Origin of the sequence: Edaphobacter sp. 4G125, assembly GCF_014274685.1 — a bacterium.
Lineage (GTDB): Bacteria > Acidobacteriota > Terriglobia > Terriglobales > Acidobacteriaceae > Edaphobacter.
This window is the reverse complement of the sequence record NZ_CP060393.1, coordinates 4,168,926-4,183,444: the sequence shown is the minus strand read 5'-3', so window position 1 is coordinate 4,183,444 and position 14,519 is coordinate 4,168,926. Positions and strand designations below refer to the sequence as shown.

The 14,519-nt window shown below is 57.2% G+C and carries 10 protein-coding genes; 6 read left to right on the top strand and 4 right to left on the bottom strand.

What is annotated here, in order from left to right:
• Nucleotides 1-196: 196 nt before the first annotated feature.
• The 3 genes from acnA to H7846_RS17550 all read left to right on the top strand — a co-directional run bounded on the left by acnA (nt 197) and on the right by H7846_RS17550 (nt 4,130).
• Nucleotides 197-3,031, top strand: a complete 2,835-nt coding sequence (gene acnA / locus H7846_RS17560; RefSeq protein WP_186694067.1) for an aconitate hydratase AcnA — start codon at nt 197-199, stop codon at nt 3,029-3,031.
• 149 nt (nt 3,032-3,180) lie between these two features.
• Nucleotides 3,181-3,678 (top strand): AAA family ATPase, encoded by a 498-nt coding sequence (locus H7846_RS17555; protein WP_186694065.1) that lies wholly within the window; start codon nt 3,181-3,183, stop codon nt 3,676-3,678.
• A 215-nt stretch (nt 3,679-3,893) separates the two neighbouring features.
• Nucleotides 3,894-4,130, top strand: coding sequence for a hypothetical protein (locus H7846_RS17550; protein ID WP_186694064.1), 237 nt, complete (start codon nt 3,894-3,896; stop codon nt 4,128-4,130).
• A 9-nt stretch (nt 4,131-4,139) separates the two neighbouring features.
• On the opposite strand, the gene H7846_RS17545 is transcribed toward H7846_RS17550, so the two are convergent.
• Complete coding sequence (locus H7846_RS17545; protein WP_186694063.1) at nt 4,140-5,867, bottom strand: coagulation factor 5/8 type domain-containing protein; 1,728 nt, start codon at nt 5,865-5,867, stop codon at nt 4,140-4,142.
• 85 nt (nt 5,868-5,952) lie between these two features.
• Here H7846_RS17545 and H7846_RS17540 point away from each other — a divergent pair, with 85 nt between their 5' ends.
• Nucleotides 5,953-6,897, top strand: coding sequence for a diacylglycerol/lipid kinase family protein (locus H7846_RS17540; RefSeq protein ID WP_186694062.1), 945 nt, complete (start codon nt 5,953-5,955; stop codon nt 6,895-6,897).
• A 25-nt stretch (nt 6,898-6,922) separates the two neighbouring features.
• On the opposite strand, the gene sseA is transcribed toward H7846_RS17540, so the two are convergent.
• Together sseA and H7846_RS17530 are read right to left on the bottom strand one after the other, a co-directional pair.
• Complete coding sequence (sseA, locus tag H7846_RS17535) at nt 6,923-7,759, bottom strand: 3-mercaptopyruvate sulfurtransferase (protein ID WP_186694061.1); 837 nt, start codon at nt 7,757-7,759, stop codon at nt 6,923-6,925.
• A 71-nt stretch (nt 7,760-7,830) separates the two neighbouring features.
• Nucleotides 7,831-8,658 (bottom strand): NAD(P)H-binding protein, encoded by an 828-nt coding sequence (locus H7846_RS17530; RefSeq protein WP_186694060.1) that lies wholly within the window; start codon nt 8,656-8,658, stop codon nt 7,831-7,833.
• Between the two features lie 154 nt (nt 8,659-8,812).
• Here H7846_RS17530 and H7846_RS17525 point away from each other — a divergent pair, with 154 nt between their 5' ends.
• Nucleotides 8,813-9,787 (top strand): AraC family transcriptional regulator, encoded by a 975-nt coding sequence (locus H7846_RS17525; protein WP_186694059.1) that lies wholly within the window; start codon nt 8,813-8,815, stop codon nt 9,785-9,787.
• Nucleotides 9,788-9,812: 25 nt separating this feature from the next.
• On the opposite strand, the gene H7846_RS17520 is transcribed toward H7846_RS17525, so the two are convergent.
• Complete coding sequence (locus H7846_RS17520) at nt 9,813-10,085, bottom strand: metal/formaldehyde-sensitive transcriptional repressor (RefSeq protein ID WP_186694058.1); 273 nt, start codon at nt 10,083-10,085, stop codon at nt 9,813-9,815.
• 756 nt (nt 10,086-10,841) lie between these two features.
• Here H7846_RS17520 and H7846_RS17515 point away from each other — a divergent pair.
• Nucleotides 10,842-14,510 (top strand): carboxypeptidase regulatory-like domain-containing protein, encoded by a 3,669-nt coding sequence (locus H7846_RS17515; protein WP_186694056.1) that lies wholly within the window; start codon nt 10,842-10,844, stop codon nt 14,508-14,510.
• Nucleotides 14,511-14,519: the final 9 nt, after the last annotated feature.

Here is a 14,519-nt window from a genome sequence, read left to right as displayed (position 1 = left end):
GTCGTAGAATGGACGCGATGGCAGGTCTGAGTCCACTTCTCAAGCGCTTTCGCCACGGCCGTCCGGACCGCGGACGCTAACCTCCGTTTTTCATCTCCTTGCTGATATTTGATACGCTTTTTCCCGTCGGACCGGGGCTGTTTTGGCCAGCCTCCCAACTGGCGCGTTTGACGCGCCCTCTTTTGGAGATATTAAGATGTCCAGCTCACCGAACAATCCTGATTCCTTCCGCAGCAAAGCGAGCCTGAAATCGGGTTCGAAGAATTACACGATCTTCCGCCTCGATGCGTTGAAGTCCTCGGGCGTCAACCTGACGCGCCTGCCGTTCTCGCTGCGCATTTTGCTGGAGAACCTGTTGCGCCATGAAGATGGCCGCACTGTGACCGTCGACGACATCAAGTTTCTGGCCAACTGGGAGCCCAAAGCGGAGCCTTCGCGAGAGATCGCCTACATGCCTGCCCGCGTCCTGATGCAGGACTTCACCGGCGTTCCTGCCATCGTCGATCTGGCCGCCATGCGTGACGCCATGAAGACTCTCGGCGGCGACCCGGAGCGCATCAACCCGCTGCAACCTGCTGAGTTGGTCATCGACCACTCCGTGCAGGTCGATCAGTTCGGAATCGCGGGTTCCTACGATCTCAACGCGGCGCTCGAATTTCAGCGCAACCGCGAGCGTTATGCCTTCCTGAAGTGGGGGCAGACGGCTTTCCGTAACTTTTCTGCTGTGCCTCCCGGCATGGGCATCTGCCACCAGGTGAATCTTGAGCATCTCGCCCGCGTTGTTTTCACGACCGAAGATGGCCTGGCGTATCCGGATACCCTCGTCGGAACCGATTCGCACACCACGATGATTAATGGTCTTGGCGTCCTTGGTTGGGGCGTCGGAGGCATCGAGGCAGAGGCTGCCATGCTTGGCCAGCCGGTGTCCATGCTCGTCCCGCAGGTCGTCGGCTTCAAGCTGACCGGCAAGCTCAAGGAAGGAGCCACGGCTACGGACCTCGTCCTGACCGTCACCGAAGCTCTCCGTAAGCTCGGCGTCGTCGGTAAGTTTGTCGAGTTCTATGGCCCCGGCGTTTCGGAGCTTCCGCTAGCTGATCGTGCCACCATCGCCAACATGGCTCCTGAATATGGCGCGACTTGCGGCATCTTCCCGGTTGATGCTGAGACGCTCCGCTACCTGCGCCTTACCGGCCGCAGCGAAGAGCAGATTGCGCTGGTTGAGGCCTACTACAAGGAGCAGGGGATGTTCCACACAGCCGACGCTGCCGAGGCCGAGTACTCCGCCACGATCTCGCTCGATCTCTCGACGGTCGAGCCTTCGGTTGCGGGGCCGAAGCGTCCGCAGGACCGTGTGCTGCTCTCGCAGGCTGGAACCAGCTTCAAGCAGCAGCTTCCTTCGCTGCTGGGGCCGAATGCCAACCGCAACGAAGTGCGTCAGGTTCTCCGCTGGGAGGGTGAGGGCGGGCATGCCTCGCTGAACGGAAATCTTGAGAGCAGCACTGGTGCTCCCGATACTGCGGTTGCTGTTCTTGAGGCACCGAACGTTACGGTCTCCGGGCGCTTTGGTGTCGATCCGGAGCGTTACCTCGACCACGGCTCTATCGTGATCGCGGCCATCACCTCCTGCACCAACACGTCGAATCCTTACGTGATGCTTGCTGCAGGTCTGTTGGCCAAGAAGGCCATCGAGAAAGGCTTGAGCGTCCCGCCGTGGGTGAAGACCTCGCTGGCTCCCGGTTCGCGCGTTGTGACGGACTACTACGAGAAGGCCGGCCTGATGCCTTACCTCGATAAGCTGCGCTTCAATACCGTCGGTTATGGCTGCACCACCTGCATCGGCAACTCCGGCCCGCTGCCCTCCGACGTCTCGAAGGTTATCGACGATCACGGTCTTGTCGCGGTCTCGGTGCTCTCGGGGAACCGCAACTTCGAGGGGCGTATCTCTCCGGATGTTCGCGCCAACTACCTGATGAGCCCGCCGCTGGTGGTTGCTTATGCGCTGGCCGGTCACATCGGTCATAACTTCGAGACCGATCCGCTCGGCAAGGACCAGAACGGCAAGCCGGTCTACCTTCGCGACATCTGGCCGAGCCAGAAAGAGGTGGCCGACGTTGTTGCCTCGTGCATCGACTCCGAGATGTTCAAGGACGAGTACAGCCGCGTAACCGAGGGCGACCAGAACTGGCGTGGACTGAAGTTCCCGGAGGGCAAAACCTATGGATGGGAGGCCGATTCCACCTACATCCGCAAGGCTCCGTACTTCGATGGGATGAAGGCCCAGCCAGATGCAGTCGAGGATATCGTTGGCGCTCGCGTCCTTGCTGTGCTGGGTGATTCCGTTACTACCGATCACATCTCGCCTGCCGGCTCCATCAAGCTCAACGGGCCAGCCGGGAAGTACCTTACGGATCATGGTGTCAAGCCTACGGACTTCAACAGCTATGGCTCGCGCCGTGGTAACCACGAGGTGATGGTGCGCGGAACCTTCGCCAACGTTCGTCTGCGCAACAAGCTTGCTCCCGGAACCGAAGGCGGCGTCACGCGCCTGCTGCCGGATGACATTCCAATGTCGATCTATGATGCTTCGGTCGCATACGCGCAGCGCAGCACTCCGCTGGCGATTCTCGCGGGCAAGGAGTACGGTTCTGGTTCTTCGCGTGACTGGGCTGCCAAGGGACCTCGTCTGCTCGGCATCCGCTTCGTTGTCGCGGAGAGCTACGAGCGTATTCACCGCTCGAACCTGGTTGGTATGGGAATCCTGCCGTTGCAGTTCCTTGCCGGTCAGAACGTCGAATCGCTTGGGCTTAGCGGCGAGGAGGTCTTCCGCGTCGGCCAGCCCGGCGAGCTGAAGGCGATGCTCGATAGCAAGTGCGCCAACGGCAAGACCATTACGGTCTTTGCTGAATCCGACCTTGGCAAGACGATCGAGTTCTCTGCGACCGTCCGGATCGATACGCCGCAGGAGATTCTCTACTACCAGAACGGAGGCATCCTGCAGTACGTGCTTCGTCAGCTCGCGGCGAAGAACTAACACTCCGTGAATCTGCATCGTACAAAGCCCCGGCGAAAATGCCGGGGCTTTGTGTTGCTTCTGTATCTGAAGGGATGGATCCAAAAGAAATCTATCCCTAAGCCGAAAGCTGCATTATTGTTACCTCAACAACACGGAGGTGAACCCCAATGCCGTTCATCCGCACGACCCAACCCGTACGCTCGCTCTCGACTCTCGCTCTGTCGCAGGCGGCTTTCAAGCAATTACACGCGGTTGCGAGTTCCGCCCGTTCTGGCAAGCGTGTCGATCCTTTGCTGCTTACGGGAGATCGCTCTCGTGCCCTGGCTGCGGCGGAAGCAATCGCGCATGAGGCGGGCCGGGAACTCATGCGTGTCGACCTGAGCGCGGTCGTCTCCAAGTACATTGGTGAGACCGAAAAGAACCTGGAGCGTATCTTCCGTGCTGCCAGCTCTTCCGGGGCAATTCTTTTCTTCGATGAGGCGGATGTTCTCTTCAACAAGCGTACCGAGGTCAAGGACTCTCACGATCGCTATGCAAATACCGAGCTGAACGAGCTTCTGAGGAGGTTGGGATCCTTTTCAGACACGGTCATCTTCGGGGCGGTTTCTTCGGCTGAGCCCCCGTTTTGCATCCCTTGCCATGTCGTGCGACTCCCACCAAAGTAGCGGTTGGGCGTCTCCGTTGCTCAACGGAGCCGTGGTTACACCGCAAATTAACAAAAGAAATTTTTACCGCAGAGAACCCGGAGCCCCGGTCCCTGCGTCCCATAAGTGTCGGATCACGAATACGACACGAAACGACTCACGATCCGACCTCTCTCGATCCGGCAGAACTGCATCGCTTTATCTCCTGACCGGTCGAGGGGAGGAGGAGGTAGTCCATGGCCATGACACCTGTGTACACGTGCCTATGCGGGACCCAGAAGAAGACAACCAACCACTGGGTTCTCGCTTCCGTGACCCCGACCGGGATCACCTTTATGCCCTGGGACTGGAAGCTGGCGCAAAGCGACGACATCATTGTGTTGTGCGGCGAAGGATGCGCAGCAGCTCTTCTCAGTCGTTCTCTCGGTGAGTGGAAACAAGCTGCTGAGCTTGCCGCACTCACCAACGTATAGCCTTCGGTCTTACGGATAGTTCGTGACCTTCGGCGTTACCCGGTGAGGTGCAACGGACGTCGGTCCCCCTGCGTCGTTGATCACGTTGTCGATCGATCCCAGATTATCCAGAGCAACCGTAATCATGTGGTGGAACTTCACGTCCGGCGTTTTAGGAACCTCGATTGCCCGCGTCAGCCTTACATCGGGATGGCGGAAGACGCTGTAGATTCCCAGACCCCAGGCTTCGTGATGGGCAACACCATCGGCGACTTTGTAGGAGGCCCAGCCGTCCACGCCGGTTCCGCTGGTATATGCGGGCTGCGTTGGCGGATCGTATGGAATCTCCGATTGATAGAAGTAGGTTCTGCCGCCCTCACCCTTCCACAGCACCTGATACTGCTGAAAGTGTTCGACGAACAACCCATACGCGGTGACATCCTTTCCTTCGACGACAAGGCCGTTCGCGGCGGTGTTGCTATTCCAGCCGACGCCGTGACCGTGATCGGCGCGCCAGATCCATGTGTGGTCCACAATCACATCGTTCGAGTGAATGAGGAGGCTAACGCGGGCCTTACCCATAGCTGCTCCGCCGATACGGAAGAATACGTCTGCCAGCAATGTGGGATTCTGCGTGTGCCGCAGTTTGTTGCCTTCAGTCCCAACCTCCAGCAGCACGGGCGATTCTGTTTCTCCTGCATCGAACAGCAATCCCGCGACGGTGACTCCATCGACATCCGCTACCGTCAGCGCTGCCGTTCCTTTGACTGGTTTGAGCGTCGCGAAGCCTAGCCCCAATACAACGGTTCCCGGTTTGGTGATCCGCAGTGCATCATCCAACTCATAAATTCCAGGAGTCAGTAGCAAATGCTTTCCCTTCGCCAGAGCAGCGTTAATCGCTGTCGCGCTATCGCTCGGCTTCGCAATGTAAAACTGCGTCAGCGGAATCGTCTTTCCTGGCGTCTCGCCGCCTCGCCACGTCACTCCTGTGCTATCGCGGCGCAAGGCAGGAACCCGCACGCCCCAACGCCCTTTCGCATCGACTTCAAGGAAGGGTTTCTCTCGCACTACCGGAACCGTCGCCACCTTCGTATATGGAGGCGACGGCCACTCGCCGGCTGGTAGCTTGTTCACGCCTACGAAGACCATGTTCCAGTTCGAACCTGTCCAGCCGCCCCACTCCACATTGCGCGAGATCCACTGCTGCTGCGTGCCGGAGTTGACCGTACCATCCACGGCGGTGTCGGACATCCAGCCGCCGCTCGACCAGCCGTGCTTCTGGTTCAGCACCATGTCTCCCTTCACGTGCATTCGCCGGAACGGAGCCGCCTGCGATACGGCCCACTGCATCAGGCCATTCGCAGGAGTGACCGAGAACCCTTCCATGCTGCGCCAGAAGGTCGTGGTCGCGTTGTCATTTTTTCCTGCTGCGTCGGAGTGTACATTGCCTGCGATATGGACCTTGTCCGGAACTGCGCCCAATCCTACAACCTGGGTATAGAAACCTACCGGTACATCGACCTTGTATTCGCCGGGTAAAAAGAGCAGAGCATCGCGTTCGGCGCCGAACTCGCTGTGCTGCTGGGCCGCATAGACCTTATCGATGCGCGCCTGAATTTCTGTGGCAGGAGTTGAAGGCGAGAATATGGCGACATTCGGTCCGAGATCAGGGACCTTCGCGCCGCTGGCAGCAAAGGCCAGCGTTCCACTCATCATGACTGCAAGGGGAACTCCCCACTTCATTCCTTTAAACTGCATGGCTCTCCTCGCAGACCAAAATTTCTTTTCAGCGATCTTAACAAACTCCTCTCGTTCTATGAGTTGTGCTTAGAAAACAGTTACGATGAAACGCGTGCGCAGGATTGTATTGCTGGTAAACCCAGTCTTTGAGCGGCATCGGCGTCGCTCTCTCCCCGGCATGATGCAGGTGCTGGCGAAGGCAGGTGTGGAGGTTGAACTTCTGGAGGCGACTCCAGACCGCTCCGCAAAGGACGCAATTCGGAGCGCTCTTCAGCATCCGACCGATGCTGTCATTGCGTGTGGCGGCGATGGCACGGTCTTTGACGCTGTGCAGGGACTCGCTGGCTCCGAGGTGCCCTTAGGAATCTGTCCGTTCGGTACGGGAAATATCCTTGCGCAGAACCTCGGCATTCCCCGCAATCCAGTGGAAGCCATACGCTGGCTGCTTGGGGCCACACCGCGAGCGATACCTCTAGGAAAGATCACTTGTGCGAATAGAGCTGAGGAGCATAGCTGGTTTTTTGCCATGGCCGCCGGTATGGGGGGACACGCTGCCATGATGGCTGCCGCGGAGCGTTACGGAAAACACAGTGCGGGAAAGATTGCCTACTTCGGGGCTGGGCTTGAGACGCTCGTCACCTATCCGCTTCAGCCCTTCGAGATCGAGATTACGACTGTGGCGGGAGAGGTGCTGCAGCGACAGGTCTGCGAGATGATTGCTGTCCACGTAGCGGAGCTGAATCTCTGGCATCCAGGCGGTGGGCTGGAGCTTCCGTTTCTCCGTCTCGCCAGTGTCGAAGGAGCTTCACGGCTTCGTTTGGCACAGGCCTCTGTAGGAGCTTTAGTGTTTGGAGAAGGGCAGCGTGACCGCGCTTCTAAGGCAAATGCCGCAGCACGTTACGAGGATGTAACGCGCGTGGTTTGCCGCCCCATCGCCGGACTCGAATATAAACAGCCGATTGCGGTTCAAGCGGATGGCGAGATCCTGGGATATTCTTCGGCGACGATCGAGATGGCCGGCGTCAGCGTGAAGCTTCTGGCGAAGTAGGGTTCTCGTTGAGAATGCCCGGCAACTAATCTTTCTCAATCACAGCTTCAGGGCGCGAGGCATACTCTGCCCACGATCCGTCATAGAGGTTCACCTGTTTTGCGCCTGCAATCTCCAACCCTAACGCGATGACGGCTGCGGTTACTCCCGAGCCGCAGGTGGTTGTGATCGGTTGATCCAGATTCACCTTTTTCGCCGCGAAGAGTTCACGCAATCCGTCAGCATCCTTCATGCGGCCTGTCTCTGTAAGTTCGGTGAAGGGAACTGAGGTTGCACCGGGCATGTGTCCGGAGCTGATTCCTGGCCGTGGCTCTGGTGCGGTGCCTGCGAATCTTCCTGCCGACCGTGCATCCAGAATCTGCGCGTGTGCAGCAATCATCTTTTGCACTTGCTCAAAGCTCTTCACTACGCTGCGGTCCAGCCGCGCCGTAAACTTTACCTCGGCACGTTTTGCCGTGCCCGATTCAACCGGCAATCCTGCTGCTGTCCATGCGTCCAGTCCGCCATCGAGCACATGGACCTTATCGACGCCGAAGGTGCGCAGCATCCACCAGGCACGTGGAGCTGAAAAGACTCCGGCCTGCTCATAGACGGCGATTGTCATTTCGTTGCCGATACCAAGTTCTCCCATCTTGCGCGAGAACTCTTCTTCCGTGGGAAGCATGTGAGGCAGCGAAGTGGAGTGGTCGGAGAGCTCGTCGATGTCGAAGAACACAGCACCTGGGATATGCCGCTCCAGATAACGTCCGCGCGTATCGACGGGAGGAGTTACTCCCACCGGTGGAAGCGTCGCATCGAGCACGACAATCTGCGAATCATTAAGGCGATCGGCCAGCCATGAGACAGAGACGAGAGGATTCATAGAACCAGCTTACCCGTTCGTGCACTGTCCGTGATCAAGGGAGGCACAGATGACTGCGCCTCCCGCATTTGTCAGTTTCCCCATACTCCACTTGCTGCGATGCGTTGGACATACTTCGAGAAATCGCTGGCGGGACGTCCGAGCGCCTGCTGTACTCCGTCTGCAATCGGAGTGTTACGGCCATCCAGCACAGTATCGAAAAGGTAGAGCACCAGATCGACTATCTCTGCCGGTACCTGCGCGTCCAGCATGGCTGCGCGGTACTCCTGCGGTGTGATCGAGACATAGCGGATCTCCCGCCCGGTCGCCTTAGCAATCTTTGCAACGGCATCCGCAAACGTCAGCGCGCGTGGCCCTGTAAGCTCGTAGAGCTTTCTTGAGTGGCCGGGCAGGGTCAGCGCTGCGACTGCAACATCGGCAACGTCCTCAACATCGACAAAGGGTTCGGGAACAGGCCGCACCGGAAGAGCAACCTCGCCCGCCAGGATCGGTTCAAGAAAGAAGCCCTCGTCGAAGTTCTGACTGAAGAAGCTGCAGCGCAGAATCGTCCAATCGATGTCGAAAGCCTTCAGCATCTGCTCCGCGCGTTCGGCCTCTTCTTCTCCTCGGCCTGAAAGCAGAACCAGTTTTTGAACTCCAGCTTCGATTGCGCGTTTAAAGAAGGCCTGAACGATCTCTGGCGCTCCCGGAACTGCGATGTCCGGAGAGTATGCGACATAGACCTTGGTGATTCCTTCCAGGGCAGCCGGCCAGGTTGTACTGTCTTCCCAATTGAACGCCGGTTGTGCATTCCGCGAACCGACTCGGAATGGAACCCCTAGACGTTGCAAGCGCTCGACTACCCTTCTGCCTGTCTTTCCCGTTCCACCTGCGACGAATATCTTGTCATTGCTGTTCATCGATCTTCTCCTCTTAGAAGCAATCTTTGGCTTGCTTCAAATCCAAAATAGATCGAATATTTAGGACTAACAATGCCTATAAATCGTAATTTATTGCTCATTCGTCCATAAAATCCGGATGATAAGAAATTAATTTTGATTCATAATCAAAGGCATGAAAGTTGAACTACCTGCGGTCGTAGATCCAGTGGGAGAAGCCCTCCACTTTCTTCGCATGAGCGGAACATTTTATGCCCGCTCTGAGTTCGGAGCGCCCTGGGGTCTTGATATTCCTCCGCTCCAGAACTGCCTCATGCTTCATGTCGTGACAGCGGGGCAATGCCTTCTCGACCTGGAAGGAGCGCCAAGCCAATGTCTTCTGCCGGGCAATCTGGCTCTGGTCCCTCATGGCCAAGGCCATGTGCTAAGAAGCGCTCCCGGAACATCTGCGGCAAAACTCTTTGAGATTGACCGCAATCCGGTGAGCGAACGTTACGAGACGATACGGCTCGGTGGAGACGGAGAACGGACCACGATGATCTGCGGCTTGTTCAAATTCGATGATCCCGCAGCGCAACAACTCATCGCGCTTTTGCCGAAGGTCATTACGGTCGATACCTGGGCTTCGCCTCAATCCGACTGGATGCAAAGCACACTGCGCATGATCGCCGCCGAGGCCAGAGAGATGGGGCCTGGTGGAGAGACCATCATCACACGTCTTGCCGACATTCTCGTGATCCACGCGATCCGATTCTGGATCACTCACAATCCTTCTGCCCAGACCGGTTGGCTTGGCGCTCTGCAGGACGCACAGATTGGCCGAGTCATCACACAGATTCATCGGAATCCGGCGTTGCCCTGGACACTCGAGTCTCTTGCCTCGTTGGCCTCCATGTCGCGCTCTGCCTTTGCGGCACGTTTTACCGAACTGGTCGGCGAGCCGGCAATGCGTTACCTGACGCGATGGCGAATGAACGTCGCGCTGACACGATTCGCGGAGCAACACCTTACCGTAGGCGAAGTCGCCAGCTCTCTTGGGTATGAATCGGAAGCCGCGTTCAATCGTGCCTTCAAGCGCTATCTTGGCCTGTCGCCAGGCGCGGCGAAGCAGAAGGTCATCGCAGAAAAGCGATTGATCGAAATGCACTGAGTCTGCTCTACATGAAGGGCAGAGCTTACTTTACATAAGCGCGTACAAGGTCGATCAGGTCGTCTGCCAGTTCGGGGGCGATTCTTTCCTGCGAGGCATCGGTGAGATGGTACTTGATGTGATCTTCCAGCACTTCGGCCATCAGGGAGCCTACCGCTCCGCGAACGGCGGCAAGCAACATCAGGACGTCACCGCAGTCCTGATCCCCCTGTAAAGCGCGTTCTACTGCATCCAACTGGCCACGCGTTTTCCTTACGCGGTTCAGCAGTTTTGCCTTCTCTCGTTCGCTATGGGACATGATTCTCCTTTTTGCTTGATTACCCTGGGGGGGTATGGTACAAACCTAGATGGGGTATAGAGCCCTCCACAGAAGGATATATGGATAACCCTGGCAAACAAGAGCCTCCAAGTTGCTTGGAGGCGATTCCTTCCTGTGCTTTGTTGAACGCTGACTAGCCGTTTCCGGCCCTTCTCGCTCGCATGCATGGGATCGTTCAACACGAACCCGGCGAGCGGGAGTTTTCTCCTCCTGCTACCGATGAATAAAAACGGCGCGGCGTCGGTTCGCATTCGGCTGCCTGCGATCTGTCGCGCCCAGGAGGAAAACCATGCTCAACATGTACCACATTCATCGCACGCGGCAGACGCCACTTCGTTGCGTCTGGGTACCGTCCCACATTGGCTCACATGCAACGTTGACTGCTGTCTGGATCGAGACCGCTAAAAGCGATTCTTCGCGTCAAGATTCAGCACTTCGCCAGGAGCCGGATTCATGGTTCTGCGCGGCCTGACAATTTTCACGTATCACAAAAGGAAAGGAGCGCCTGATGGAAGAAGATCCCTCTTCTATTGAGCCTCCGCAACGCCGGAGGCCCAAGACCTCCGCGATGATCCGCTGATTCTCTTCTCCAGATCGGCTCGACTTATCGCGGGAACGTAAGCGATTGAGCGAGCGACACGCTCTCTCTTGATGAACCGAAAAGTGGCGGACGACAGTGCTCGTCCAGCTACAACGCCCGGCGTGTGCCCAGATACACGTCTCAGGAGAACGAAGATGAAGCTGCGAAAGCAAAAGAATATTTTGGGAGCCGGCAATGAAAATTGCCGTGCAGAAGAAGGATTTCACACGCACGAGCCGCGTAACGGACTGAAACCGGTGTTGTATCCGGTTGCATTTCTTCTGGTGGCTGCACTGTTGATGCTGTTTACCAGCCGCTCGGCAATGGGCCAGACCTCCGGAAGAATCTCAGGAACGGTAAAGGACATTACTGGCGCGGTCATTCCACGGACGACAGTCACAGTCATGAATGAAGCGACAGGAGTGAAGCAGTCCGCTGTCACCAGCCAGGACGGTCTTTATTCCTTCCCTTTACTTCCCGTTGGGATTTACAACATCACCGCCGAAGCCTCCGGGTTTCAAGGTGAGACAAGGGAAGCAATCAAGATCGACGTCAACACAGCGTTGGCCATTGATTTCAGTCTGCGTGTCTCCGGTGCAAGTGACACGGTAATGGTGGATGCTTCGGCCGTGCAGGTTGCAACCACGGATACGCAACTCGGGCAGACCATCGAATCGAAACAGGTGACCGACATTCCCCTGAATGGGCGCAGCTATACAGATCTGCTGGCGGTGCAGGCGGGTGTTTCGCCTATTACGACAAGCGGAGCGGGTAACTCCACCTCAGGCGGAGGCTTTGGCACGGTCCCGGTTGCGGGGCAGGAGAACACGGGACAATTTTCTATTCATGGCCAGCGCGAATCCGACAATGCTTACTTCCTCAATGGCGTGAGCGTGCAGGAGACGATCGGCCAGCAGGCAGGCATCATTCCCAATCTCGATTCCATCGCAGAGTTTCGCATCCTCAGTAGCAATGTCGATGCGGAGTACGGCAGCTTTACCGGCGGCATCATCAACGTGGTGACCAAATCCGGCACCAGCAAATTCCATGGCTCCGCATTTGAGTTCTTTCGCAACACGAGCCTCGATGCGCGCGGATACTTCTCTCCCGCGCGCTCGGCCTTTCATCAGAACCAGTACGGTGGAACCTTCGGCGGTCCGCTTCGCAAAGATAAGATCTTTTTCTTTGCCGACTATCAGGGGCAGCGCACTTCGCAGGGCATCGAAACAGGAATTGTCAGTGTGCCTTCGTTGTTGAATCGTGGTGGTAACTTTACTGATTCTGCTGCCACACTCACCGGAACGGTCAACGGCGCGTATCTCGCCAAGACTCTGTCCGGCCGCCTCGGTTATACCGTAATGCAGAACGAGCCCTTCTATATGAAGGGATGCACGACGACCAGCCAATGCGTCTTTCCCAACGCCATCATTCCGCAGCGCGCCTGGGGGACCGCTCCCACACGCATGCTTCAATACATTCCCATGCCGAATCTCGGAAGCAATCAGTTCTCTTCCGGATCGGAGAAGAACTGGGTTCACGACGACAAGGCCTCGGGCAGAGTGGACTTCAATTCCGCGCGTTTTGGGACCTCGTCCATCTACTACTTCAATGACAAATACAGCCTCGATAATCCTTACCCTGCAGGACTGGGTGGAGCAACGGTTCCAGGCAACGGTCAGGTCTTCGATGCGATGTCCAGTGGCGTCGATCAGACGGTTGCGCTGAGCAATATTCATGCCTTCGGTGCGACTCTGGTCAACGAAGTGCGTTTTGGATGGACGCGGCTCGATAACAAGATCGGTACACCGAAAGGGGGTGTAGGAACCACGCTCGCCGATCAGGGAATCCAGGCAGGAGGCCAGGGCATTATCCAGGGCTTCCCGCAGCAGGCCGGAGTGGAGATGATGTACTTCAACTCCTTCGCGGTCGGAACCAATCCGTTCTATCTGGCACAGGTAAACAGCACCTACGACCTGAGCGACAGCGTCACCAAGACGGTGAGAAACCACACCGTCAAGTTTGGAGGGCGATACATCTGGTTCAAGGTGAAGCAAGCGCCGAACCTTGTTGCGAATGGAACCTTTTCCTTCTTCGGCACAGGCTCGCAGACCACTGGCAACGGTTACGCTGATTTCCTGCTCGGCCTGCCTGACTTCTATTCTCAGCAGTCTTCGCCCAACTTCTATGAGAGTGCAGCCGACGGCGATCTCTTTGCGCAGGACAGCTACCGCATTCGTCCGAACCTGACGATCAACTATGGACTGCGTTGGGACTACGTTACGCCGTGGGCCGAGAAGTATCACCAGACCACGACGTTTGTGCAGGGAGTGCAGTCGCAGACCTTCCCCGGCGCTCCGCTTGGCTATCTTGTTCCGGGCGATGTGCTTCCCGATGGTTCTAAAATTCCTGCCGGGATCGCACCAACGCCGCTTAACAATTTTTCACCACGCTTCGGTCTCGCCTGGTCTCCAGGCTCCTCGAACTCCTTCGTGGAGAAACTTACCGGCGGCCCTGGAAAGACCAGTGTTCGGTTAGGCTTCGGTCGCTTCATCGCCTCGCCGCAGGGACTGACCGTCGCTTATCCAACCGGAAATCCTCCCTACGGCCTCACCTACACCAGCCCTGAGTCGCCCGTGATGGAGACCCCCTTCATCGGTGCGCTCACCGGAACACAGTACATCCAGCAGTTCCCGGTGAATGTGCCGTCGTACAACGTCTCGGTCAGCAATCCGGACAACAGCGTCGACTGGTCGCGCTATACGCCCATCAGCGGAGCAGGCAGTGTCTGGTACAAAAACAAAACCTCGTATGTGATGCAGTACAACCTGACCATTGAGCGCCAGATTGGAGCCAACGCCGTATTCAGCGCTGGATACATCGGTTCGCTCGGACGGCATCTGCTTACGGTTCACGGCGCGAACCCCGGCAATCCTGCGCTCTGCATGAGTCTCAGCAGGCCACAGGATGTCGCTCCCGGAACTCCAACCTGCGGTCCACTTGGCGAAAACGGCGTGTATACGCGCGCCGACGGCACCATCGTCAACGGTACGCGTTCTCCGTTCCCCAATACGATCGGGACGGATGCCTACTACGAGAACATGGGTAACTCCAACTACAACGCGCTGGAAGTAACCTTCCGTCGCACAACCGGTCCGCTGTCGTTGCTTGCCAGCTATACCTACAGCAAGTCCTTCGATCAGGCATCGAGCATTCAGGAACAGGTCGATCCATACGACTATCACCGTCTGGACAGTCCTTCGGCTTTCGACCTGAAGCACAATTTTGTCGTCAGCTACAACTACGATCTTCCCTTTGCGTTGCTGTTGCGAAATCAGAATCGCTGGGTGAAGGGTTGGCAGCTCTCCGGGATCACCCGGTTCGCCACCGGTCTTCCGGTCACCTTTGCCAGCAATGGGGATAACTATCTGGTGCAGGTGCAGAACAACGGCGTGAATTCGGTCAGCATCGATATGCCGAACTATACGCCGGGACCGCTTCGTCTCAACGGGAATCCCCGCAACGGACGCGAGTATTTCAATACTTCACTCTTCACTCCGAATGCGCTCGGCACTCAGGGCAACGCCAAACGGAGGATGTTCTATGGGCCGGGGCTGGACAACTACGATATGGCTCTCCGCAAGCTCACAGCCTTGGGAGAGAGCAGATCCATTGAAGCGCGCTTTGAGATGTTCAACGTCTTCAATCACGCGCAGTTTTATCCCAACGGATCGGTCAATGGAAACATCAACGATCCTAACTTTGGACGCGTACAGAAAGCTGCCGACCCACGCATCGGTCAGGCAGCTCTGAAGTTCAGCTTCTGAGTAAAAAGC

Coding starts and splice junctions, on each gene's coding strand:
- acnA (WP_186694067.1), top strand. CDS start 197: ATGTCCAGCTCACCGAACAATCCTGATTCCTTCCGCAGCAAAGCGAGC.
- H7846_RS17555 (WP_186694065.1), top strand. CDS start 3,181: ATGCCGTTCATCCGCACGACCCAACCCGTACGCTCGCTCTCGACTCTC.
- H7846_RS17550 (WP_186694064.1), top strand. CDS start 3,894: ATGGCCATGACACCTGTGTACACGTGCCTATGCGGGACCCAGAAGAAG.
- H7846_RS17545 (WP_186694063.1), bottom strand. CDS start 5,867: ATGCAGTTTAAAGGAATGAAGTGGGGAGTTCCCCTTGCAGTCATGATG.
- H7846_RS17540 (WP_186694062.1), top strand. CDS start 5,953: ATGAAACGCGTGCGCAGGATTGTATTGCTGGTAAACCCAGTCTTTGAG.
- sseA (WP_186694061.1), bottom strand. CDS start 7,759: ATGAATCCTCTCGTCTCTGTCTCATGGCTGGCCGATCGCCTTAATGAT.
- H7846_RS17530 (WP_186694060.1), bottom strand. CDS start 8,658: ATGAACAGCAATGACAAGATATTCGTCGCAGGTGGAACGGGAAAGACA.
- H7846_RS17525 (WP_186694059.1), top strand. CDS start 8,813: ATGAAAGTTGAACTACCTGCGGTCGTAGATCCAGTGGGAGAAGCCCTC.
- H7846_RS17520 (WP_186694058.1), bottom strand. CDS start 10,085: ATGTCCCATAGCGAACGAGAGAAGGCAAAACTGCTGAACCGCGTAAGG.
- H7846_RS17515 (WP_186694056.1), top strand. CDS start 10,842: ATGAAGCTGCGAAAGCAAAAGAATATTTTGGGAGCCGGCAATGAAAAT.